At 40.6% G+C, this 22,683-nt stretch carries 22 protein-coding genes; 5 read left to right on the top strand and 17 right to left on the bottom strand.

What is annotated here, in order from left to right:
* Positions 1-35 precede the first annotated feature (35 nt).
* The 13 genes from atpA to mnmE all read right to left on the bottom strand — a co-directional run bounded on the left by atpA (position 36) and on the right by mnmE (position 12,330).
* Positions 36-1,577 (bottom strand): F0F1 ATP synthase subunit alpha, encoded by a 1,542-nt coding sequence (gene atpA, locus L1D46_RS06870; RefSeq protein ID WP_054554809.1) that lies wholly within the window; start codon positions 1,575-1,577, stop codon positions 36-38.
* A gap of 14 nt (positions 1,578-1,591) precedes the next feature.
* Positions 1,592-2,125, bottom strand: coding sequence for a F0F1 ATP synthase subunit delta (gene atpH, locus L1D46_RS06865; protein ID WP_130050137.1), 534 nt, complete (start codon positions 2,123-2,125; stop codon positions 1,592-1,594).
* A 16-nt stretch (positions 2,126-2,141) separates the two neighbouring features.
* Positions 2,142-2,612: a F0F1 ATP synthase subunit B gene (gene atpF / locus L1D46_RS06860; RefSeq protein WP_054554807.1), complete on the bottom strand. Its 471-nt coding sequence runs from the start codon at positions 2,610-2,612 to the stop codon at positions 2,142-2,144.
* A gap of 42 nt (positions 2,613-2,654) precedes the next feature.
* Positions 2,655-2,888, bottom strand: a complete 234-nt coding sequence (gene atpE, locus L1D46_RS06855) for a F0F1 ATP synthase subunit C (protein WP_010561330.1) — start codon at positions 2,886-2,888, stop codon at positions 2,655-2,657.
* Between the two features lie 56 nt (positions 2,889-2,944).
* Positions 2,945-3,802: a F0F1 ATP synthase subunit A gene (gene atpB, locus L1D46_RS06850; RefSeq protein WP_130050136.1), complete on the bottom strand. Its 858-nt coding sequence runs from the start codon at positions 3,800-3,802 to the stop codon at positions 2,945-2,947.
* A 15-nt stretch (positions 3,803-3,817) separates the two neighbouring features.
* Entirely contained in the window at positions 3,818-4,198 is a 381-nt protein-coding gene (locus tag L1D46_RS06845) for an ATP synthase subunit I (RefSeq protein WP_239977147.1), read from the bottom strand.
* Between the two features lie 159 nt (positions 4,199-4,357).
* On the bottom strand, positions 4,358-5,269 hold the full coding sequence (locus L1D46_RS06840) for a ParB/RepB/Spo0J family partition protein (protein WP_167659028.1): 912 nt from the start codon (positions 5,267-5,269) through the stop codon (positions 4,358-4,360).
* Between the two features lie 20 nt (positions 5,270-5,289).
* Entirely contained in the window at positions 5,290-6,075 is a 786-nt protein-coding gene (locus tag L1D46_RS06835) for a ParA family protein (protein WP_054554803.1), read from the bottom strand.
* A 13-nt stretch (positions 6,076-6,088) separates the two neighbouring features.
* The gene (gene rsmG / locus L1D46_RS06830; RefSeq protein ID WP_054554802.1) at positions 6,089-6,709 is read right to left on the bottom strand and encodes a 16S rRNA (guanine(527)-N(7))-methyltransferase RsmG; all 621 of its coding nucleotides are present in this window, start codon (positions 6,707-6,709) and stop codon (positions 6,089-6,091) included.
* 15 nt (positions 6,710-6,724) lie between these two features.
* Positions 6,725-8,614 (bottom strand): tRNA uridine-5-carboxymethylaminomethyl(34) synthesis enzyme MnmG, encoded by a 1,890-nt coding sequence (mnmG, locus tag L1D46_RS06825; RefSeq protein WP_130050133.1) that lies wholly within the window; start codon positions 8,612-8,614, stop codon positions 6,725-6,727.
* Positions 8,615-9,042: 428 nt separating this feature from the next.
* The gene (mioC, locus tag L1D46_RS06820) at positions 9,043-9,492 is read right to left on the bottom strand and encodes an FMN-binding protein MioC (RefSeq protein WP_239977146.1); all 450 of its coding nucleotides are present in this window, start codon (positions 9,490-9,492) and stop codon (positions 9,043-9,045) included.
* A gap of 585 nt (positions 9,493-10,077) precedes the next feature.
* Positions 10,078-10,818: an isocitrate lyase/phosphoenolpyruvate mutase family protein gene (locus L1D46_RS06815; RefSeq protein ID WP_239977145.1), complete on the bottom strand. Its 741-nt coding sequence runs from the start codon at positions 10,816-10,818 to the stop codon at positions 10,078-10,080.
* A gap of 147 nt (positions 10,819-10,965) precedes the next feature.
* Positions 10,966-12,330: a tRNA uridine-5-carboxymethylaminomethyl(34) synthesis GTPase MnmE gene (gene mnmE, locus L1D46_RS06810; RefSeq protein ID WP_130050130.1), complete on the bottom strand. Its 1,365-nt coding sequence runs from the start codon at positions 12,328-12,330 to the stop codon at positions 10,966-10,968.
* 207 nt (positions 12,331-12,537) lie between these two features.
* Here mnmE and L1D46_RS06805 point away from each other — a divergent pair, with 207 nt between their 5' ends.
* On the top strand, positions 12,538-14,685 hold the full coding sequence (locus L1D46_RS06805) for a TonB-dependent siderophore receptor (protein WP_239977144.1): 2,148 nt from the start codon (positions 12,538-12,540) through the stop codon (positions 14,683-14,685).
* A 9-nt stretch (positions 14,686-14,694) separates the two neighbouring features.
* Positions 14,695-15,900: a PepSY-associated TM helix domain-containing protein gene (locus L1D46_RS06800; RefSeq protein ID WP_239977142.1), complete on the top strand. Its 1,206-nt coding sequence runs from the start codon at positions 14,695-14,697 to the stop codon at positions 15,898-15,900.
* A gap of 55 nt (positions 15,901-15,955) precedes the next feature.
* On the opposite strand, the gene yidC is transcribed toward L1D46_RS06800, so the two are convergent.
* The 4 genes from yidC to rpmH all read right to left on the bottom strand — a co-directional run bounded on the left by yidC (position 15,956) and on the right by rpmH (position 18,559).
* Positions 15,956-17,587: a membrane protein insertase YidC gene (yidC, locus tag L1D46_RS06795; RefSeq protein ID WP_178926439.1), complete on the bottom strand. Its 1,632-nt coding sequence runs from the start codon at positions 17,585-17,587 to the stop codon at positions 15,956-15,958.
* Between the two features lie 8 nt (positions 17,588-17,595).
* A complete protein-coding gene (yidD, locus tag L1D46_RS06790; RefSeq protein ID WP_054563758.1) occupies positions 17,596-17,868 on the bottom strand; it encodes a membrane protein insertion efficiency factor YidD in 273 nt (90 codons plus the stop codon).
* 128 nt (positions 17,869-17,996) lie between these two features.
* The gene (rnpA, locus tag L1D46_RS06785) at positions 17,997-18,419 is read right to left on the bottom strand and encodes a ribonuclease P protein component (protein ID WP_130050126.1); all 423 of its coding nucleotides are present in this window, start codon (positions 18,417-18,419) and stop codon (positions 17,997-17,999) included.
* 5 nt (positions 18,420-18,424) lie between these two features.
* Complete coding sequence (gene rpmH, locus L1D46_RS06780) at positions 18,425-18,559, bottom strand: 50S ribosomal protein L34 (protein ID WP_045980711.1); 135 nt, start codon at positions 18,557-18,559, stop codon at positions 18,425-18,427.
* A 506-nt stretch (positions 18,560-19,065) separates the two neighbouring features.
* Here rpmH and dnaA point away from each other — a divergent pair.
* Genes dnaA through recF form a run of 3 tightly spaced genes read left to right on the top strand, consistent with a single transcriptional unit; the run spans position 19,066 to position 22,681 of the window.
* Positions 19,066-20,463 (top strand): chromosomal replication initiator protein DnaA, encoded by a 1,398-nt coding sequence (gene dnaA / locus L1D46_RS06775; protein WP_239977140.1) that lies wholly within the window; start codon positions 19,066-19,068, stop codon positions 20,461-20,463.
* 13 nt (positions 20,464-20,476) lie between these two features.
* Positions 20,477-21,580, top strand: a complete 1,104-nt coding sequence (dnaN, locus tag L1D46_RS06770; protein WP_054563760.1) for a DNA polymerase III subunit beta — start codon at positions 20,477-20,479, stop codon at positions 21,578-21,580.
* Between the two features lie 6 nt (positions 21,581-21,586).
* Positions 21,587-22,681: a DNA replication/repair protein RecF gene (recF, locus tag L1D46_RS06765; protein WP_054563761.1), complete on the top strand. Its 1,095-nt coding sequence runs from the start codon at positions 21,587-21,589 to the stop codon at positions 22,679-22,681.
* Positions 22,682-22,683 lie beyond the last annotated feature (2 nt).

Below are 22,683 nucleotides of genomic sequence, written 5' to 3'. Positions count from 1 at the left end.
CTTTAGTTACCTAAAGCTCACCATTCATAACTAAATTACCAAGTTTGCGTCGACTTGAACTTCTCTAGAAGTTCTTTAAGTTGAGCTTCAATCTCAGCGTTGTAGTTACCAGTTTCATTGATTTGAGCCATTAGCTCTGCGTATGTGCTGTTTGCATAAGAAATTAGGCCAGCTTCGAAATCCATGATTTTCGCGATTTCGATGTCTTTTAGGTAGCCCTTTTCAGCAGCAAATAGCGACAGAGACATTTCAGCAACAGACATTGGTGCGTACTGTTTCTGCTTCATTAGCTCTGTTACGCGCTCACCATGCTCTAATTGAGCACGTGTTGCATCGTCAAGGTCAGACGCGAACTGCGAGAACGCAGCTAATTCACGGTACTGAGCTAACGCTAGACGGATACCACCACCTAGTTTCTTAACGATTTTAGTTTGCGCTGCACCACCAACACGAGATACCGAGATACCAGCGTTAACAGCTGGACGGATACCTGAGTTGAATAAGTCAGTTTCTAAGAAGATCTGACCATCGGTGATAGAGATAACGTTTGTCGGTACGAACGCAGAAACGTCGCCGCCTTGAGTTTCAATGATTGGCAATGCCGTCAGTGAACCTGTTTTACCTTTCACTTCACCATTAGTGAACTTCTCAACGTAATCAGCGTTTACACGTGATGCACGCTCTAGAAGACGTGAGTGAAGGTAGAATACGTCACCTGGGTATGCTTCACGGCCTGGTGGACGCTTAAGTAGTAATGAGATTTGACGGTAAGCAACAGCTTGCTTAGATAAATCATCATATACGATTAGCGCGTCTTCACCACGGTCACGGAAGTATTCACCCATAGTACAACCAGAGAATGGTGCTAGGTACTGAAGTGCCGCAGATTCAGAAGCAGATGCAACAACAACGATAGTGTTTTCAAGTGCACCGTGCTCTTCTAATTTACGTACTACGTTAGCGATTGTAGATGCTTTTTGACCAACTGCAACGTACACACACTTAACGCCTGTACCTTTTTGGTTGATGATTGCATCGATTGCTAATGCAGTTTTACCAGTTTGGCGGTCACCGATAACAAGCTCACGTTGACCACGACCTACTGGGATCATCGCATCGATAGATTTATAACCAGTTTGTACTGGCTCATCTACTGATTGACGTTCGATAACGCCTGGTGCGATTTTCTCAACAGGTTCAAAACCGTCGTTATCTAAAGCGCCTTTACCGTCGATAGGTGCACCTAGTGTGTTTACAACACGACCAAGTAGACCACGACCAACAGGAACTTCTAGGATACGACCAGTTGATTTAACTTTTACGCCTTCTTTAAGGTCAGCGTAAGGACCCATTACTACAGCACCTACTGAGTCACGCTCAAGGTTTAGTGCGATAGCATAACGGTTGCCAGGAAGCTCGATCATCTCACCTTGCATACAGTCAGCAAGACCGTGGATGCGGATGATACCGTCAGTAACAGATACGATAGTACCTTCGTTACGAGCTTCACTTACAACTTCGAACTGCTCAATACGTTGTTTGATCAGATCTGAAATTTCAGTGGAATTAAGTTGCATGCTCTTTTTCCCAATTACGATTGTAGTGATGTAGCTAAGCGGGCTAATTTGCCACGTACTGAGCCGTCAATTACAGTGTCACCCGCCTTAATGATAAGACCGCCAACAACTGTAGTATCTTCACTACAATTCAGCTTAACTTTGCGTGCGAAACGTTTTTCAAGTGCCGCTACCAATGATGCTTGCTGCTCAGCAGCTAGCGGTGTTGCAGAAGTCACGTCAACGTCAACTTCTTTATCGTAGTCCGCTTTAAATTCAGCGAATAACTCTGCAACAGCAGGCAGTGCAACTAAACGTCCATTTTCAGCCATCACCTTGATTAGGTTCTGACCTTGTTCGTTGAGCTGCTCTGCACAGATCTTGATAAACAGATCTGCTTTTTCAGTAGCAGTAGGCAATCCAGCTAGCGCGGCAGCGGCTTGCTCATTGCTGGCAACATGGCCAGCAAAGAACAGCATGTCGTTCCAACTTTCAACAGTGCCTTTTTCAACGGCAAGTTCAAAAGCCGCTTTAGCGTATGGGCGAGCGATAGTAGCCAATTCAGACATGCTCATACCCTCCTAATTACAGCTCAGCGACAAGTTTTTCAACGATGTCACTGTGTGCGGCTTGATTGATTTCGCGCTCTAAAATCTTCTCAGCACCAACCACGGCCAGCGTCGCTACTTGTTTACGTAGTTCTTCTGTTACACGGTTACGCTCTGCTTCGATTTCAGAGTGCCCTTGAGCAATAATTTTTTCACGCTCTTGTTGACCACGAACAGTTTCTTCGTCAACGATTAGCGTGGCACGCTTTTTAGCTTGTTCAATGATATCAGCCGCTTGAGCTTTTGCCTCTTTAAGCTGCTCAGCAGCTTTCTTTTGCGCAAGTTCTAAGTCTTTTTCGGCTCTATCAGAGGCAGCTAAACCATCTTCGATTTTCTTCTGGCGAGCTTCAATTGCACCATTTAGTGGTGGCCATACGTATTTCATACAGAAAAGTACGAAAACCGTAAATGCAATTAATTCACCGATAAGAGTGGCTGTTAAGTTCACGACCGCTCCTCCTTAAAATAGTAAGCTGTTCAAAAAATAATATTAAAGTACGAACAACAATACCATTGCGATACCAACACCGATCATAGCTACGGCATCGATTAGACCAGCAAGGATGAACATCTTAACTTGTAATGAAGGTGCAAGCTCAGGTTGACGTGCACAAGCTTCTAGGAATTTACCACCCATGTTACCGAAGCCGATAGCAGTACCGATTGCACCGAAGCCGATAAGTAGAGCAACAGCGATGTACTTAAGACCAATCATTAGTTCCATTTTTTTCTCCAAAGTTTCAATTGTAAATTAAAGTTAAAATTTAAAAGTGTAAAAAATTAGTGATTATCTGAGCTTGCCATGCTTAGGTAAACGATTGTAAGCATCATAAATACGAATGCTTGCAGTACGATTACTAAGATGTGGAATACAGCCCAAATAAAGTGCAACGGTAGTTGCATTAAACCAACTGCGCCGATCAAGATGAAAATCAACTCACCAGCATATAAGTTACCGAATAAACGCAATGCTAACGAGAACGGCTTAGCAACTAAAGCGATTGTTTCTAGTAATAAATTACATGGGATTAAGAACACCATCGCTAGCTTGTTTTTAGAGCTGAACGGGTGAAGCGTTAATTCAGCTAAGAATCCGCCAATCCCTTTGATTTTGATTGCATAACCGATCATCAGAATGAATACACCAATAGCAAGTGCAGCAGTCATATTGATGTCTGTTGTAGGTACAATCTTCATGTAAACGTCGTGAGAATCCATACCAAATGCTTGCTCGCCAACAAAGCCAGCTAATGCAGGTAGGAAATCAACCGGAATCAAGTCCATTAAGTTCATTAAGAACACCCAAACGAAAATCGTTAGAGCTAATGGAGCGATTAATGCGCTTTTACCATGGTATGTGTCACGTACGTTGTCGCCAACGAACTCAACAATCATTTCAATGAAACACTGAAATTTACCCGGTACACCGGTATTTGCTTTTTTAGCGGCACCACGGAAGATCCATAAAAATACCAGACCTAAACCGATTGACCATGCGAGGGTATCTATATTCCATGTCCAGAAACCACTGTCTGCACACGCTTTGTTGAAGGCAAGACCAGCGTCGGTCGAGCACATCTTAGCGTTAGTTAAGTGGTGCTGAATATGGCTTGATAGAGTTACTTCTTCTGCAGCCATGTTATATCCCAAAAGTTAATGATTAAAAAAAACGGGCGCAAACAATCCGCTAAATAACACCAATACATACACACAGAAAAACGGTAATAAAACGACCGTATAAGACTTCAGTATCAGTGCAAACAAAACGATTGTTAGCATAAATTTTAATCCGTTGCCGCGCTTTAGCGAGGCATACACTTGATTTACTCGACTTGCACCCATATAACGGAATGCATAGACAGCAAATACAAAATTAGGGAGTAGTGCAACAGCTCCGCCAGCAAGCGCTGACTGGCCGGCATTGACTCCCCAACCTATAAAAACAATTACTGCAGCGATAAATGCTACGATACCCTGAAGACAAATTAATTTAAATGCGGCAAGCCTATACGGCCTTGCTAACCTATTAGTCACGTTTTGTTAACCTTTAGAACGTTAAATTGTCAGGGTATGAAAACTGGCGAAATTATACTGATTCCTACCAGTTTTGCAACTTGAGTCGACCCTTTGTAGTGCAAAAACACCACAAATGTCTCTTTTTGGACATGTTATTAATTAATGACGGGAATAGTCTTAATTTATACGGCTTAAAATGCCATCTAACTCATCAAGAGTTGTATAAGAGATAACCAGTTTGCCTTTGCCTTTTTTATTGTAGTTTATTTCTACTTTAGCGCCTAAATTTTCAGCAAGCTTTTGTTCTAACTGTTTGACATCAGGATCTTTTTCTTGCACTTCTTTCTTTGGGGCTGGTTCTAAAATAGAACGCACTAGCTTTTCAGTTTCACGAACAGTTAAAGCTTTAGCAACGGCTAATCGAGCAGCATCTGATTGCGCTTCGCCTTCAAGTGCTAATAAACAACGTGCATGACCCATTTCAATGTCGCCATGCTCTAACAAAATTTTAACATCTTCATTGAGATTATTTAGGCGTAGTAAATTAGTCACAGTAGTACGAGATTTACCAACTGCCTCGGCGACTTGTTGATGAGTTAGTTCAAATTCGTTAAGTAAACGATTTAACGCAATCGCTTCTTCCATCGCATTTAGATCTTCACGTTGAATATTTTCTATAAGCGCGATAGCAACGGCCGCTTCATCAGGTACATCTTTGATGATACATGGAACAGCATCTAATTTTGCAAGTTGAGCAGCACGCCAACGACGCTCACCGGCGATAATCTCATATTTTTCTGCACCAATTTGGCGCACAACAATCGGCTGAATGATGCCTTGAGCACGTATTGAGTTAGCTAACTCTTCAAGCGCTTCTTCAGACATGTCTTTACGCGGTTGATATTTACCCGATTGTAAAAACTCAATCGCTAACTTTTGCAGCTCACCTTTACTTTGCTCTGCAACGACCTCAGAGACTTGCTCTTGTGTTGCAGTCGCTTGTTGCTGATTATTTGCACTTGGGGCAGGTTTTGATGAACTTAATAAAGCGTCGAGTCCTCGGCCTAAACCGCGTTTTTTAGCAGACATGTTATTTTTTTACCTCGAAGTTAGGCTACTGCTGAAGATGTTTTCTCTTTTCTACGTAACATTTCGCCGGCTAGGGCTAAGTAAGCTTTCGCACCACTTGATGCACGGTCATAATACATGGCAGGGGCACCAAAACTAGGCGCTTCTGCTAAACGGACATTACGTGGGATAACGGTACGATATACTTTATCGCCAAAATGTTGTTTTAGTTGTTCTGATACATCATTTGCAAGGCGATTGCGCGGATCATACATGGTGCGCAAAATCCCTTCAATTGTTAACGCTGGATTTACTAGCTTAGATAGCTGAGTAATGGTATCCATTAATGCCGTTAAACCTTCAAGGGCATAATACTCACATTGCATCGGAACTAAAATCGAATCTGCGGCAGCCATTGCATTAACAGTGAGCATGTTAAGTGAAGGCGGGCAGTCGATAAAAATGAAATCGTATTGGTCTTGAATTTGTTCAAGCGCATTACGTAAACGCACTTCACGCGCAAACAATTCCATTAGTTTAACTTCAGCGGCAGTCACATCGCCATTAGCAGCAATTAAGTGATACTCACCTGAGGTTTCTTTATTGATAACTTCATCGATTGGTGTTTCTTCAATCAATAAATCGTAAATAGTCGCAACATCACCGTATTTATCGACACCACTACCCATGGTAGCGTTTCCTTGCGGATCAAGATCGATTAATAACACTTTACGCTTCGTCGCGGCCATCGATGCCGCAAGATTCACAGCGGTGGTTGTTTTACCAACACCACCTTTTTGGTTTGCTAATGCGATGACTTTTGCCACAGTGCTCTGATCCCTAGTCTTTAGAAAGAATGATTAGATGTCTTTGCGCATCTAACTCAGGTACTTCCAAGCTGATTTTTTCATCAAACTTAATACCTTTAGGTAATGAGTCTAGTTCTTCGCTCGGAAATACGCCTTTTAAGGCGATAAATTTACCTGAATGATCAATCAAGTGCGCACACCAGTCAACCATATCTTGTAAAGAGGCAAATGCACGACTTAATACACCATCTAATTTAACACTTGGTTGATATTCTTCAACTCTAGACTGCACTGGGGTTACATTTTCAAGGCCAAGTGCATGTTTTACCTGCATCAAAAAGCGCACGCGTTTACCTAAACTATCTAACAATACAAATTGTGTATCAGGTAAAGCAATGGCTAATACGATACCCGGTAAACCAGGACCCGTACCAACATCAATGTAATGTTTGCCTTTAAGGTGTGGCGCAACAACTAAGCTATCCATGATATGTTTAACCATCATTTCTTCAGGTAAACGAACAGAGGTTAAGTTATATGCTTTGTTCCACTTGTCTAATAATTCAACATATTGTACAAGTTGTTGTTGCTGCTTTTCTGTTAGCGCAATATCAGTTTGCGCTAACAGTGAAGTTAATTGTTGTTGTAACACTGTATTCCTCACCAACTACGCAGTCTTGCGCAGTAAGCCTTGCTTTTTCAGATAGACTAATAATAGCGAAATAGCTGCAGGGGTGATACCTGAAATACGTGATGCTTGGCCAATTGTATCTGGACGACTATCAGTAAGTTTCGCGATAACCTCATTTGATAAACCAGAAACAGTTGAATAATCAAAGTCTTTTGGTAATACAGTTTGTTCATGACGTAGCTGCTTATTGATCTCATCTTGTTGACGAGCAATATAGCCTGCGTACTTAGTATGGATCTCAACTTGCTCAAGTGCAGCTTGGTTATCGAACTCAGAGCCTAAACCATCGATCGCCATTAGGTCGTTATAACGAACTTCAGGACGACGGATCAGATCTTCAAGGCTCGCTTCACGAGTCAGTGGTGTTTTTAATAACGCATTTACTTGATCAACAGCCACGTGATCTTTATGGATCCAGGTTTCTTTTAAGCGTTGTGTTTCTTTTTCAATGATTTCCATTTTTTCGTTGAAGGCAGCCCAACGAGCATCGTCAACTAAGCCAAGTTCACGGCCTTTAGCAGTTAAACGAATGTCGGCATTATCTTCACGAAGTAATAAACGGTATTCAGCACGGCTAGTAAACATACGGTATGGTTCTTTAGTACCTAATGTTGCTAAGTCGTCAATCAGTACACCTGTATATGCTTCATCACGACGAGGTGTCCAAGGTTCTTTACCTTGTACTTGTAATGCTGCGTTCATACCAGCAATTAAACCTTGCGCACCAGCTTCTTCGTAGCCTGTTGTGCCATTGATCTGGCCTGCGAAGAATAAACCATTAATAAACTTAGTTTCTAATGATTGCTTTAAGTCTCGAGGATCAAAGAAATCATACTCAATGGCATAACCAGGACGACAAATATGTGCATTTTCAAAGCCAGTGATTGATTGCACAATTTCAAGTTGTACATCAAATGGTAAACTCGTCGAGATACCATTTGGATATAATTCGTATGATGTTAAGCCTTCTGGCTCAACAAAGATTTGATGTTTATCTTTATCAGCAAAACGTACGATCTTATCTTCAATTGATGGGCAGTAACGTGGACCAATACCTTCAATAACACCAGAGTACATAGGTGAACGATGCAGGTTATTACGGATCACATCATGTGTTTTTTCATTTGTATAAGTGATGTAACACGGGATCTGCTGTGGGTGATCCGATTGTTTACCCATAAATGAGAATACTGGAGTAGGAGTATCACCAGGCTGTTCTTGCATCTTGCTAAAATCAACAGTACGCGCATCAATACGAGGAGGCGTGCCTGTTTTTAAACGATCAACACGGAACGGTAATTCACGTAAACGCTCTGCAAGTGCAATTGAAGGTGGATCACCAGCACGACCCCCTTTGAAGTTCTCTAAACCAATATGGATCTGACCACCTAAGAAAGTACCCACAGTAAGAACCACTGAAGGCGCACTAAAACGAAGACCCATTTGAGTTACAACACCAATTACTCGATCGCCTTCAACGATTAGATCGTCACATGACTGCTGGAAGATCTTTAAATTTTCTTGATGTTGTAAAGTGTGTTGAATAGCGGCTTTATACAAAGCACGGTCAGCTTGCGCACGTGTAGCACGTACTGCAGGGCCTTTAGATGAGTTTAAGGTACGAAATTGAATACCACCTTTATCGATAGCCTGAGCCATTGCACCACCAAGTGCATCGATCTCTTTAACTAAATGGCCTTTACCAATACCGCCAATTGCCGGATTACAAGACATTTGACCAAGAGTATCCATATTATGAGTTAGCAATAGGGTATTCATGCCCATGCGAGCAGATGCTAATGCAGCTTCAGTACCTGCATGCCCACCACCTACAACAATAACATCAAAACGTTCGTGAAAAATCATTTATGGGATCCTACTAATCAACCAGCAAAACTTTGTAAAGGGAGCGTATTCTACCTAGAAATTTAGAGAAGATAAATGATTAAACAGTGCTCAAGATCTAAGTAGGTGATCTCTAATAATATAAAGGATCTTTTAAAGAGATCTTTTATTACTCTTACTACTAGTGAGGGCTAGATCTGTTGATAATGTTCAATTTGCTTTTTAAAACATTGCTTTAAGGCAGATCTAAAGGTGTTAGTATGATCGGATCTTCCGGCGTAAAAGCTTTGATCAAAAGGGCTATTTATACACAGGGCAATATCGGTTGGATCTTATCCAAGGGATAAACTAGGTTAAAATCGCAGTTAGATCAGTGTTTATCCACAATCTGATCTAAATTATCAGTAAATTGTGGGTAACTTTTATTACAACGATCAACACCGATCGGCTTAATTGAGTCCTACAGTCTCGATCCAGCTTGGTAACCAAGCTAAAGCTGTGTCTTCTGGTAACGCTTCATCAAGAATATTTAGCTCTAAGCGTTCTGCCACGCGGTTTGCACCTTTATTTGCTAATAACTCATCTAGATTACGGCCTGCATAGTTATAGGTGTCGTAGCTAGTGTCGCCTAATCCGATCACACTGTAGTTTAATCCTTTAAGATCAGCCTGTTGGTTAATAGATTCAACAAATGGCAGTAGGTTCTCTGGGTAGTCTCCCGCGCCATATGTAGAAGTACATAACAACCAAATAGTATCTTGCTGATCAATATCATCAAATACAGGCTGTTCATGAAGCTGCACTTGGATCCCTTGTTGTTCAAGGGCTTCTGCTAGTTGCTCTGCCACGTATTCAGCAGATCCCATTTGGCTGCCAACGATGATATTTACTGATTGCATGTGATTGATCATGTATAGAAATAAGTGGCCACATGATAACTAAGTTAGGGTGTGAGTAAAGCGTTGAATTACGATCTGAATAAGTTTTTCTGCCTAAAATAACGGCTTAAATTCAATGTTTTTTATAATTTACTGTTTTTAATGGTTTTTTATATTTATTCGTAAATTAAACCCTTTGATCAAGCTGTTAATAAATTTGGGGAAAGTTCTGATCAAGCTAAAATTTAGAAACTGTATAACTTTGCTAAGTTGTTGATCTTTAATTGTGTGTAAGCGCTTTAGTTTTTAGATCGGATTAAAATGGAGAGTATGATCGTTTTGTGGATAGATCGCTTGTTGATAACGATCGGTTTGTAATTTGCGATCAATAAAATAGATCGAAAAAAACTTAAATATGGCAAATAAAGGCTGCTTTTTAGAAAATTAATTATCAAAAAGGGCTGTTGTTTGTAAATAAGTTCAAATTTCAGCGTTTTTTTATGATCAAATCAGCCTTTAGATCTAAAAACACCTCAATTGTGGATAACATTTTTAGCTAAAGTCGATCTTAAAAGATGTTTTGATCTGATTTTTTAGCTCGCTAAGTTAATTTGCGATCTGAGTTAGGGTGGTTTTTATCGTATTTCCGACTAGATCATAGAGCGAATTACCCAATGAAAACCGTTTTGCGCCACCAGCGAAAGCGGCTTTTGCTGAGTTAAAATTGTTCATAGCCATCACATTTAGTGGCATATCTATCGCGTTAGCTAAGCTGGTTATGTGCTCTATATTAGTTAAGCCAGGTACAAAAAGACCATCTGCACCTGCATCTTGATAAGCTTTTGCGCGCTTCAATGTGACTTTAAAAGGGCTGTCATTAACAAAGTAGGTATCGGTTCTGGCGTTAATAAATAAACTGCCGAAGCCATTTTCGTTAAGTACTTTCTTTATCTCACTAATAATAGTGCATTGCTGCTCGGTAGATCTCAGTGCATTCGTGTCTTTGTCTGAGTCTTCAATGTTGATACCTGCAACCCCCAATTTTGCTAACGCAAGAACGTTTTGGCTAATTTGCAGCGGATCGTTACTGTATCCTGATTCTATATCGACAGAGAGTGGAATATGTATGTATTTGGTCAAGCTTTTAACCAGCGCTAACTGAGTTTGAAAAGAGATGTTCTCACCATCAGCTAAACCTAAACTTTCAGTAATGCCCCAGCTGGTTGTTGCTACAGCTTCAGCTCCTGCGGCCTGAATGAATTGTGCTGAACTAAGATCCCAGGCATTAGCGAGTACAAAGCCTATTTGCTGGTGGTGTAATTGATGAAAGAGTTGATATTTGTCCATGACGTCCTCCGTTTAATGACATCGCTAGACTAATTGATTTGGGTTTAATTACTGGCTGGTTTCGGCCCTGAACCGATAATTGATTGCTGAATTAAAAACAAAAAAAAGAGTCGCAAGACTCTTTTTTATAATATTGATGACCGGAATTTATTTACCGATACAGAACGAACTAAAGATTTTTCCTAGCAAGTCATCAGAAGTAAATTCACCCGTTATCTCATTTAAGAACTGTTGTGTTAGGCGTAACTCTTCAGCCAGGATCTCACCAGCAATATGCATCTCTAATTGCTCTTTGCCTGTGTTTAAATGATAGGCTGCGTGATCAAGTGCATCTAAGTGACGACGGCGTGCCATAAATCCACCTTCAGTTGCCCCTTGGAAACCTATACATGCCTTTAAGTGAGTACGAACTAACTCTATACCTTCTGCATTTTTGGCACTTAAACGGATCACCGGATATTGTTCATGTTCATCCATTCCGACATTTTCACCTGAAATATCGGCTTTATTTCGGATCACAGTAACGCCCATACCCTCTGGTAACTTGGCCATAAACTCCGGCCAAATATCATGAGGGTCAGTGGCTGATGTGTCTGTGCCGTCTAACATAAATAGTACGCGATCGGCTTGGTTAATTTCTTCCCATGCGCGCTCAATACCAATTTGTTCTACTTTATCAGGGCTTTCGCGTAGGCCTGCGGTATCGATAATATGCAGTGGCATACCATCAATGTGGATATGTTCACGCAATACGTCACGTGTTGTACCGGCTATTTCGGTAACGATAGCTGCATCTCGGCCAGCTAATGCATTTAATAGGCTTGATTTACCAGCGTTAGGGCGACCTGCAATAACAACACGCATACCTTCACGCATGATGCTACCTTGTTTAGCTTGTTGAGTTACATTCTCTAATTGATCAATAATGGCATTGAGATCTGCTGATACTTTACCGTCTGATAGGAAATCGATTTCTTCATCTGGAAAGTCAATAGCGGCTTCAACGTACATACGTAGGTGAATGACTTTTTCCACCAGCGTTTCGATGTGCTTAGAAAATTCACCTTGCAGAGATTGGAGGGCACTTTTTGCTGCCTGTTCGCTGGTTGCATTGATGAGGTCGGCAATTGCCTCAGCTTGAGTTAAATCAAGCTTGTCATTCATAAATGCGCGCTCAGAGAACTCCCCCGGCTTTGCTAAACGAACACCGTCAATTTGGCTAATTTCTTTTAATAGCATATCAAGTACAACAGGACCGCCATGACCTTGCAGCTCAAGTACGTCTTCACCGGTAAATGAATTTGGTCCTTGGAAGTATATAGCAATACCTTGGTCAAGCTGCTCACCGCTCAAGCTTTTAAATGGCACATAGTCTGCGTAACGTGTTTTAGGACAACGGCCAATAATGTGCTCTGCCACTGTTTTAGCTAAGCTGCCAGAGACGCGAATAATACCAACCCCACCACGTCCTGGTGCGGTCGCTTGTGCTGCAATTGTGTCTTGATTAATCATGCGATGAAAAATGCCAATAAAAGAATGAATGCTGGCTCTATTGTAACCTATGGCTTAATTTCATGCGAATAGCTGTTTAACCAATGAAGTGTTAAAAGCGCATTGTAAGTAATACTTTATTTAGCTCCGATTAATAAAAAACGGCATTGCAAATGATAATTATATTCATTAACATGTTTCGCATTATTCATTTTGTCCCTTTTTATTATGCGTCTTTCTGCTGTTTTTATTGCACTTGCTGCTGGTTTTTCGGCCATTGCCCATGCTCAAACAGAAGTTACTACTTCTGATCAAACCAATTCTAAAGAGATCGAAAAAATAGAAGTTGTTGGCCGTGCGTTTTCTTTATATCGCCCAACCGAGTCAAGCTTTGCAACTCGTACAAATACACCTTTAGAGAAAATTCCTCAGTCAATCCAAATTCTGCCGCAGGAGCTGATCAGCGATCAGGCTGCTCGTCAAATTACCGACCTTTATAGCAATATTGCTGGCGTTAATGCTTTTAGTTATTCGGGCGTGACATTCCGTGGTTTCCGCCAAGATGAGATTTTATATGATGGCGTAAAGGGCGACCCTTTCAATGGTTTTGCTGTACCGCAATTATTTAATATTGAACAAGTTGCGGTTTTAAAAGGGCCTGCTGGCGCTATATATGGTAGTGGTAATCCAGGCGGTATTATTAACTATGTAACTAAGAAGCCTAAATTCACCAGTGAACACAGTATTGAAGTTGAAGTAGGTAATGATGACTTCTTCAGTGGTGCATTAGAAAGCACTGGAACATTGAGTGAATCACTTGATAATCATGCTTACCGTGTTGGTCTTTACCGTGATACTGAAAAGCCATTCCGTGCTAACACTAGCAGCGATAATACTATTGTTGATCTTGGTTATACGTGGCTTATTAACAGTGCAACCGAATTGACCACTCAGTATACCTATATAGAGCAAGAGTTGGGTGGGGCACGTTTACGTGGAGTCCCTGCTGATGATAATGGCAATTTTTTAACTGATATTAGCTGGAACCATAACGAAGCTACTGACTTTCAAAATGTTGAAGCCCATGTCTATCAGGCTACTTTAAAACATGAGTTTAATGATATTTGGCGAACAGATGTCACAACACGCTATTTTGATAACAAAGAAGTACAAAACTACCATGAGCCAAGAGGGCTTGTAGATACTGATGACGACGGTATTGTAGATTGGAGCCATCGTGAGTTTCGTGATCAAGTACGTGAAAACGAAGGCTTTAGTTTAACTGCTAATGCGATTGCAGAATTTATAATTGCAGACATGCAACATCAAGTGCTGCTTGGTAGTGACTGGTATGAGCATGACTTTGAAAGTGCTTACCGCACAGCAAAGCAACAGAGTAAAGGAGGCCCTGTACCAGGCCTTGCTCTTAACGATCCTGAATATGGTTTAACCTCTGCTGATGATTATGATCTTGATAGTATTAAACCAAGGTTAGGTAAAACAAATAGCACTCGCTTTGGTGCATACTTGCAAGATCAGCTTGATATAACTGCAAATTGGAGTGTTACTGCTGGCTTAAGATATGACCGTTTTGAAGATAAAGATCTGTTAAATCAAACCGAGTTTTCTGATAGCGACTTAACCTACCGTATTGGTACCAGCTATAACATTAACAATATGTTCTTTCCTTATGCGCTTCATGGTACTGGCTTTGTACCACAGGGTGCCAGTGATCAAGAAACAGCAAAAGGCGGACCATTCTCGCCAGAGACTAGCCGTATTAATGAGTTAGGTTTAAGAACCAAATTATTAGAAGACACACTTGCTGTTAATATGGCTGTGTACGATATCGTACGTAAAAACATTCTGCAGCCTAGTTTATTGGGTGATGTTGCAGGCGACGGCGTTGATGACTTAGTTGCGGTGGGTGAAGTTCAAAGTAAAGGTTTTGAACTAGAAGTGGTTGGTGATATCACTGAGCGCTGGGTGGTTACTGCAAGCTACGCCTATAATGATGCCCGTATTACTGAAGCAAATGACAGTATTCGTAACCAAATTCCTGATAGCGATAAATTTGCCAACGCACCGCAAAATACTTTAGGTATATGGACACGCTATGAGCTAGCTAGTTTATCGTCATCTATTTCTGCTGGTTTAGATTATGTTGATGAACAGCTTAGTTTAGGTGGTCAACGCGTTAAACCTTACACTATTTACAACATGGCGTGGCAAACAACCGTTGATAACTGGCAATGGCAGCTATCAGTTAAGAACTTGTTTGATAAAGAATACGCAAGCAGTGGCTTTATCGAGCGAACAGGGCACTTTCCTGGTGAACCACGCCGTGTCTATTTAAGTGCTAAATACAACTTTTAATGGTGGCGTGTGAACGCTAAAAGTTGGTTTAACTTACATTCATGGGCAGGACTCTTTGTTGGAGTCCTGCTTTTTGTTACCTGCGTATCGGGCACACTCGCTACGTTAAGTCATGAACTCGAATACTTAACAGACGCTAAGTACCGTGCTTTAACTTCTTCTGCCTCTACTAACTACCAAGCTCTCGAAAACACCCTTAATAAGCATTATCCGCAAGCTCAGTTACTCTATATACAACGTCATAAGCAAGATTACCTAGCCACTGAAGCGGCCCTTAAAGTCGGTGATTCATTTCGTTTTGTGTATTTAGATGCAGCAACGGGTCGCTTACTCGGTGAAGGAGAGTGGGCGCGAATATCGCGGTTTTTACGTAACTGGCATATGAATTTGTCGATGGGCTGGACGGGTAAATTAATCGTCACCAGTTTGAGTATTTTACTTGTTATTTTATTGGTCTCGAGTATTTATGTGTATCGGCGCTGGTGGCAAGGTTTTATAAAAAAACCTGCTACGCTTTGCCTTGATAAGCGCAGTAGTTGGTCTGATTGGCATAAGCTGTTAGGGCTTTGGAGTTTATGGTTTATTGCTGTGATGGCCATCACAGGGGTTTGGTATCTGATAGAACATGGACTGCAAACCGCGAAGGTACCTCACTATGTATCTAGTCCACAAGCCTTGAGTGAGTTTAAAAAACAAAGTCCTCGCAAAGGTCTATCGCCAATTAGTTTAGCTGCTGCTTATGAAGCAGCTCAACAGGCATTTAGTAGCCTTGATATTCGCTATATTCGTTATCCTAATGAAGCAAATCAGCCTATTGAAGTGCGCGGTTATAACGATGATATTTTACTGCGTCTACGTGCCAACCGTGTTTATGTAAAACCAATTTCAGGTGAGGTACTTGGTATACAAAAAGGAGAAGAATTACATCTGCTACCTCGAATTAAAGACACCGCAGATCCGCTGCACTTTGGTAACTTTGCAGGAATTGGTACCAAGCTTATTTGGGCGCTATTTGGTGCATTGATGAGCTTTGTAAGCGCTGCAGGCATCTATATGAGTTGGCTTAGGGTTAAGCGTAAAACAACAGCTGGAAAGTGGCTTGGATTATCTGGGGGAATTGCAATTGGTTTGGTGGTTGCTTCGCTGCTAACTACGAGTTTGAGCTTTACTGAGCGAAGTGTGCCCAATCAGGTTTATTCACCTATTCTCGGTTAGCTATTTTCAGGCATTAAAAAAGGCGCAGTTTGCGCCTTTTTGTTGGGTAGAGAGTTTAGCCTCTTACCTTAATACCTTTTTTCTCCATACCGCGGTAGATGATTAGCATCTGTGCGATTGAGATAAGGTTCGATACTAACCAGTAAAGTACTAGGCCAGATGGGAACCATAAGAAGAAAATAGAGAATACTACTGGCATAAAGGTCATCATTTTTTGCTGCATAGGGTCAGTAACCGTCATAGGTTGCAGCTTTTGAGTGATGAACATACTTAAACCAAATAAAACAGGTAATACGTAGTATGGGTCCATTGCTGATAAGTCATTTAGCCATAAAATGAATTCAGCATGACGTAGCTCAGTTGACTCTAAGAATACGTAGAATAATGCTAAGAAGATTGGCATTTGTAGTAACAGCGGGAAACAGCCACCCATAGGGTTCACTTTTTCTTTGCGGTACATTTCCATCATAGCTTGACCGAATTTTTGACGGTCATCACCATACTTCTCTTTTAGAGCTGCCATTTTAGGCTGTAATGCACGCATCTTCGCCATTGACGTGTATTGTGCTTTTGTTAGCGGGTACATTGCTGTCTTAACGATAACAGTGATTGCAATGATAGCTAGACCCCAGTTACCTAGGATGCTGTGTAACCACTTAAGTAATACGAATAGTGGTTGTGAGATAAACCATAACCAACCGTAGTCTACGGTTAAATCTAAGTCTGGGTGAATTGCTTCTAGTACGTCAGACTCTTTCGGACCCATGTAGTAAGTTGAGCTAAGTGTTGCTTGCGTACCCGCTTGTACGTTAACTGCTTCACCTTTAGTACCAATAATTGCCGCATTACCAGATACAAGCTTAGTGTAAAGAGTGTTTTGTTGGTCTTGCTTAGGTACCCATGCACTTACAAAGTAGTGTTGAATAAATGCAATGTAGCCGCCAGATGTAGTGATATTAAGGTTCTTATCAGCCATATCTGAGAAGCTGTATTTTTCATATGGCTCTTCTTCAGTACCATATGCGCCGCCTAAGTAGTTTTGATCTACTAGACTACCTTTTTCTTGTACTGTGCGTTTTACTTGTGTGTATAACTGCACTTGAATTGGATCAGCTGTTACGTTGTTTACTGTGTACTCTAAATCTACAGCGTAGTCGCCTTTTTTGAAGATATAAGTTTTAGTAAACGTCACACCTTTACTGTCAGTAAACTCTAGTGGTACACGTAGTTCATCACCCGTTAAAGTGAATGCTTTTTGTGTGGTTTTATAAACAGGGCGGCCTTCAACAGTTGCATCTGGGCCATTTAAACCAATTAAGCCACTTTGTGAGAAGTATTGTTTACCATCAAACTCACCCAATAGCATATAAGGTGTGTTACTGCCTTTATCTTCTTCGTACTGAAGTAAGTCTGTCTCAATGATGTCACCACCACGGGTGTCAATCTTAACAGTGAATACATCAGTTGTTACATCGATAACTGAGCGCTTTGCTGTAGTAGCAGCTGGAACTTCACCGTCAGATGATGCTGGAATAAAGTCATCAGATTCTGGTGTTGTTGCGCCTAGTGTTTGTGTTGTGGCACTTGGATCAGCTTTTGGTGCGTTGTAGTCGTTATTCCATTCTTGAAATAATAAAAACGACACAAGCATCAAGCCGATTAATAAAAACGTGCGTTGCGATTCCATAACAGCTCTTATTTCTCGTGTTGGTGGTTAATATGATTTTTTGCCGGTACGGGATCATCCCCACCAGCATGTAAAGGGTGGCATTTTAATATGCGTTTAACAGCTAACCAACTGCCTTTTACACTTCCATGCAAATTAATTGCTTGAATAGCGTAACTAGAGCAGGTTGGATTAAAACGACAATGCGGGCCTAATAGTGGGCTTATCCATTTTTGATAGCCGCGTATTAGCATGACTAAACAGCGCTTTGGAATAGCAACAAGTGGTTTAAGTAACCTCATGATGTGTCTGCCCCTGCGTTAATTTAGTCAATGGATACCATGAATTTAAATTCCCATCGTAGAATTTTAAATGCATGATTAAAAGGTGAGCTAAAGATACCTTAATTAAGCCTGTAATTCTATTGCTATCAGGCTTGTTTATTAGATTTAGCTGATTTATTCGGGCGTTTTTTAAATGGTGGTGGTTTAGGTGCACCAGGCTTGCAGCGTTCGTTAATTTTTCGCCACAATTTATTTAGTTGCTTTGTTAGCTCTTCGTTGGACTGTTCATCAATACCACTTTTAACCATAAGCACAATATCAATGTTATCGATTTTATGTTGATTTAAACGGAAACTTTCGCGAGCAAGTCGTTTAATTCGATTACGTTGACAGGCTTTTTTAACGCGTTTTTTTGCGACCGTAAGACCTAATCGAGGATTAGTTTGGTCATTGCGTTTAGCTAATAGAGTAAAGAAAGGAGTCGCAGCGCGTGCTGGTTCATTAAAGATTCGAGAGTAATGCGAGGGAGTTAACAGACGTAACTCCCTGCTGAAGCTAAAGTCTTCCACTTATATTAAGCAGAAAGAACTTTACGGCCTTTAGCACGACGACGAGCTAATACTTTACGGCCATTTGCTGATGCCATACGAGCACGGAAACCGTGTGTACGTTTGCGTTTTAAAACGCTAGGTTGAAAAGTTCTTTTCATAACAATTCCATCCGATCGGTTAAGGTTAAAACATCCTATGCAGGTCGCGATCCTGGCACAGGTGCCATTGCGAGCGCGAGATATTATAGATGAAGACAATAAAAGTCAATCATTAAAACGCTGCAGAGGTAGTAATTATAAAGGATCCTTTTTCGTGATCATATAGGATCATCATAAATAAGAAGTTTTCCACAGCCTCTGTATAAAAAGTGAATAAAAGCTTGGGAAAAGCCAATTCGATCGTAGAATTTGATCGCGATCTGCCTGCAAATTTGTTATGATCACTGTTCGAGCTTAAAAAATAAATTTCTTAAAAATCAGTGTTTTATTCTTTTATGTTGCTGAGATCATATTTTTCATAAAAATCAATCTTGTACTTGTGGATAAAGTACCTTCATAATAGTCGGTCTGGGCCAAGAAAGTTGGTCAAAGATTAGCAATAAATGTTTGATTTTCCATCATTAAAGATGAACGGGAATAAAAATTAAATCTCTGGGAGTTTAACTGTGTATCTGTCGGTTTGGCAAAGTTGTTTATATGTATTGCAAGATGAATTGCCTTCACAGCAATTCAGTATGTGGGTAAGACCACTTCAAGCAGAAAGTACCGAAGATACGTTGACTATATATGCACCTAACCGTTTCGTTTTGGATTGGGTGAGAGAAAAGTATTTAAACCGTATTAATGAACTACTCGTTGAAATTTGTGGTGATGAAGCACCTGAGCTACGTTTTGATGTTGGTAGTAAACCAATTTTAAATGCCCAAGTGGCATCAGCACCGGCTGCTTCAGAAGCTAGCGCATCTGTTCCACAACAAGCTGCCGAAAAACAACAGCCAAAGCCTGAAAAAGTAGCGGTTGAACCTGCACCAAAATCAGGTTATAAATCAAACATTAAAGAAAATTATACCTTTGATAGCTTTGTTGAAGGTAAATCAAACCAATTAGCAAAAGCTGCAGCGACTCAAGTTGCAGATAACCCAGGTTCAGCATTTAACCCTGTATTTATATATGGTGGTACGGGCTTAGGTAAAACTCACTTATTACATGCTGTTGGTAACGGTATTATGGCAAATAAGCCAGACGCTAAAATTGTCTATATGCACTCAGAGCGATTTGTGCAAGATATGGTTAAAGCGCTGCAAAATAATGCCATTGAAGAATTTAAACGTTATTACCGAAGTGTTGATGCATTGATGATCGATGATATTCAATTTTTCGCTAATAAAGAGCGCTCACAAGAAGAGTTTTTCCATACCTTCAACGCTTTACTTGAAGGAAATCAACAGATTATATTAACTTCAGACCGCTATCCCAAAGAGATAGAAGGGGTTGAAGATCGCCTTAAATCACGTTTTGGTTGGGGTTTAACAATTGCTATTGAGCCGCCAGAACTTGAAACGCGCGTTGCCATTTTGATGAAAAAAGCGCAGCAAAGTAAAATTAATTTACCCCATGAAGTGGCCTTTTTTATCGCTAAAAAATTGCGTTCAAATGTGCGTGAATTAGAAGGGGCGTTAAACCGCGTTATTGCTAATGCAAACTTTACTGGTCGTCCGATTTCGATCGACTTTGTAAAAGAAGCCCTGCGAGACTTACTTGCTCTGCAAGATAAACTGGTAACGATAGATAATATCCAACGTACAGTTGCTGAGTATTACCGCATTCGTGTATCAGACTTACTATCTAAACGTCGAAGCCGTTCAGTAGCAAGACCACGTCAAGTGGCCATGGCATTATCAAAAGAACTTACAAATCACAGTTTACCTGAGATTGGCGACGCTTTTGGTGGTCGCGATCACACAACTGTATTACACGCTTGTCGTAAAGTTAAATCACTACGTGATGAAAGCCACGAAGTGAAAGAAGATTATCAAAACTTAATAAGAACCTTGTCATCTTAAGGCCGACTTTATTATGCAAATAACAATATCAAGAGAGCAATTTTTAAAACCTTTAGTTCAAGTGTCTGGTGCGATTGAGCGTAAGCACACCTTACCTATTTTATCGAACGTACTTTTAGTTGTTGAAAACGGACAACTTTCGATGACGGGTACCGATCTTGAAATTGAGTTAGTGGCGAGTGTGTTTGTAGGTGAAGATACCACTGATACGCAACTCACTTTACCAGCTAAAAAGTTACTCGATATTTGTAAAAGTTTACCTGATGGCTCAGACCTTACGTTAAGTAGCCAAGATCATCAGTTACTACTAACCAGTGGTAAAAGCCGTTTTTCTTTAACAACGCTTGCCGCTGAAGATTTTCCGAATCTTGAGCAGTGGGATGGTGAAGTTGAATTTCAACTAACGCGTTTAGAGTTACGCAAGCTTTTAGAAAGCACGCATTTTTCTATGGCGAATCAAGACGTACGTTATTATTTAAACGGTATGTCATTTGAAGTTGATAACGCAGATATTAAAACAGTGGCTACAGATGGTCACCGTTTGGCGATTGCACAAAAGCAATTACCGCAATCATTAAATACGCAACGTCAGTTAATTATTCCACGTAAAGGTGTACAAGAAATTATGCGCCTAATGGTGGCTGATGATGAGCTAGTTACCATTCAATTCGGTGCTAATCATATTCGTATTATTGATACTGAATTTACGTTTACCAGTAAACTAGTTGATGGTCGTTTCCCTGATTATCGTCGAGTATTGCCGCGTGGTGGTGACAAGGTGATTACTGCTAACCGTGAATGGCTACGTAGTGCTTTTCAGCGAGTGTCTATTTTATCGAATGAAAAGTTCCGTGGCGTACGTTTAAACCTGTCTGAAGGTTTATTAAAAATTACAGCAAACAACCCTGAGCAAGAACAAGCTGAAGAGGTCGTTGAAGTAATGTACCAAGGTGGCGAACTTGAAATTGGCTTTAACGTTTCTTATGTCCTTGATGTACTTAATACATTAAAAACAGAAGATGTTACGTTTACGCTTGCAGATTCTAATAGCAGTGCGCTAATTGAAGGTGCGGGTGACGAAGAAGCTATGTACGTTGTTATGCCGATGCGCCTATAAGCTTATATGAGTTTAAGTCATTTAAGCCTCAATAATTTTCGGAATATTGAGGCGCTGACACTTGAGCCGGTTAATGGCATAAACATTATCTACGGCGAAAATGGCAGCGGAAAAACTAGTCTCCTTGAGGCGATTTATTTCCTTTCTCACGGTAAATCATTTCGTACCGCCAAACATAAAAATATCATTCAGCATCAACAAGACAAGTTTGTGATACATGGTCGAAAAGCACTACACGACTTGTCTATCCCAATTGGTATTAGTAAAAACCAAGCGGGTGAAACATCTTTAAAGATTCAGGGAAAAACGAGCCGAAAAATTTCTGAATTAGCGCAGCTAGTACCGGTGCAAGTTATTACACCTGAAAGCTATTCATTGTTTTTTGGTGGCCCAAAAGAGCGTAGAAAATTTCTCGATTTAGGATTGTTCCACGTGGAACATGACTTTTTTTATTTATGGCAGTCCTTTAATAAAGTACTGAAACAACGTAATGCTTTATTAAAAAGTAAACCTCGAGATTATTTCGAACAGATCAAGTTTTGGGATAAAGAATTTGTTAGACTAGCTGAACAAATAAATAATTTAAGAATCGCGTATATAAGTAGGTTTAAGCAGCAGTTTTTTGATAAAATGTGTGCAGAATTAACGCTTGTAAGCGATTTAGAAATTAACTTTCATGCGGGCTGGAAAGAGAGTGAAACGCTCTCAGAGGCGCTTGAGCAAAGCTTTGAACGTGATGCCAAACAAGGTTTCACAAGTAAGGGGCCGCATAAAGCTGATTTTAGTTTTAGTGTTTCTGGTAACAGTGTAGAAAATACATTTTCTCGTGGTCAATTGAAGCTCTTGCTTTATGCGTTGAAAGTAACGCAAAATAGCTTAATTGAGTCAGAAACAGATAAGCAATCTATATTGCTAATAGATGACTTACCTTCAGAACTGGGTGAAGATACAAAAGAAAAAGTGGGTCAGCTTTTGACTCATTGCGATTCGCAACTTTTTATCTCATCAATTTTATCTGAAAGTATTTCTGCTGTGGTGGAACCCATGCAACGAGAACTAAAAATGTTCCACGTGAAACATGGCAACCTAATAACAAGATAAGT

Origin of the sequence: Pseudoalteromonas sp. Isolate3 (assembly GCF_022398505.1) — a bacterium.
GTDB lineage: Bacteria > Pseudomonadota > Gammaproteobacteria > Enterobacterales > Alteromonadaceae > Pseudoalteromonas > Pseudoalteromonas apostichopi.
The sequence above is the reverse complement of the archived record's forward strand: the minus strand, read 5'-3'. Positions and strand labels throughout refer to the sequence as shown.

What these genes read in the sequence shown, in the direction of transcription:
- atpA (WP_054554809.1), bottom strand. Translation starts at nt 1,577, where the DNA reads ATGCAACTTAATTCCACTGAAATTTCAGATCTGATCAAACAACGTATT.
- atpH (WP_130050137.1), bottom strand. Translation starts at nt 2,125, where the DNA reads ATGTCTGAATTGGCTACTATCGCTCGCCCATACGCTAAAGCGGCTTTT.
- atpE (WP_010561330.1), bottom strand. Translation starts at nt 2,888, where the DNA reads ATGGAACTAATGATTGGTCTTAAGTACATCGCTGTTGCTCTACTTATC.
- atpB (WP_130050136.1), bottom strand. Translation starts at nt 3,802, where the DNA reads ATGGCTGCAGAAGAAGTAACTCTATCAAGCCATATTCAGCACCACTTA.
- L1D46_RS06840 (WP_167659028.1), bottom strand. Translation starts at nt 5,269, where the DNA reads ATGTCTGCTAAAAAACGCGGTTTAGGCCGAGGACTCGACGCTTTATTA.
- mnmG (WP_130050133.1), bottom strand. Translation starts at nt 8,614, where the DNA reads ATGATTTTTCACGAACGTTTTGATGTTATTGTTGTAGGTGGTGGGCAT.
- mioC (WP_239977146.1), bottom strand. Translation starts at nt 9,492, where the DNA reads ATGCAATCAGTAAATATCATCGTTGGCAGCCAAATGGGATCTGCTGAA.
- L1D46_RS06815 (WP_239977145.1), bottom strand. Translation starts at nt 10,818, where the DNA reads ATGGACAAATATCAACTCTTTCATCAATTACACCACCAGCAAATAGGC.
- mnmE (WP_130050130.1), bottom strand. Translation starts at nt 12,330, where the DNA reads ATGATTAATCAAGACACAATTGCAGCACAAGCGACCGCACCAGGACGT.
- L1D46_RS06805 (WP_239977144.1), top strand. Translation starts at nt 12,538, where the DNA reads ATGCGTCTTTCTGCTGTTTTTATTGCACTTGCTGCTGGTTTTTCGGCC.
- yidC (WP_178926439.1), bottom strand. Translation starts at nt 17,587, where the DNA reads ATGGAATCGCAACGCACGTTTTTATTAATCGGCTTGATGCTTGTGTCG.
- yidD (WP_054563758.1), bottom strand. Translation starts at nt 17,868, where the DNA reads ATGAGGTTACTTAAACCACTTGTTGCTATTCCAAAGCGCTGTTTAGTC.
- rpmH (WP_045980711.1), bottom strand. Translation starts at nt 18,559, where the DNA reads ATGAAAAGAACTTTTCAACCTAGCGTTTTAAAACGCAAACGTACACAC.
- dnaN (WP_054563760.1), top strand. Translation starts at nt 20,477, where the DNA reads ATGCAAATAACAATATCAAGAGAGCAATTTTTAAAACCTTTAGTTCAA.
- recF (WP_054563761.1), top strand. Translation starts at nt 21,587, where the DNA reads ATGAGTTTAAGTCATTTAAGCCTCAATAATTTTCGGAATATTGAGGCG.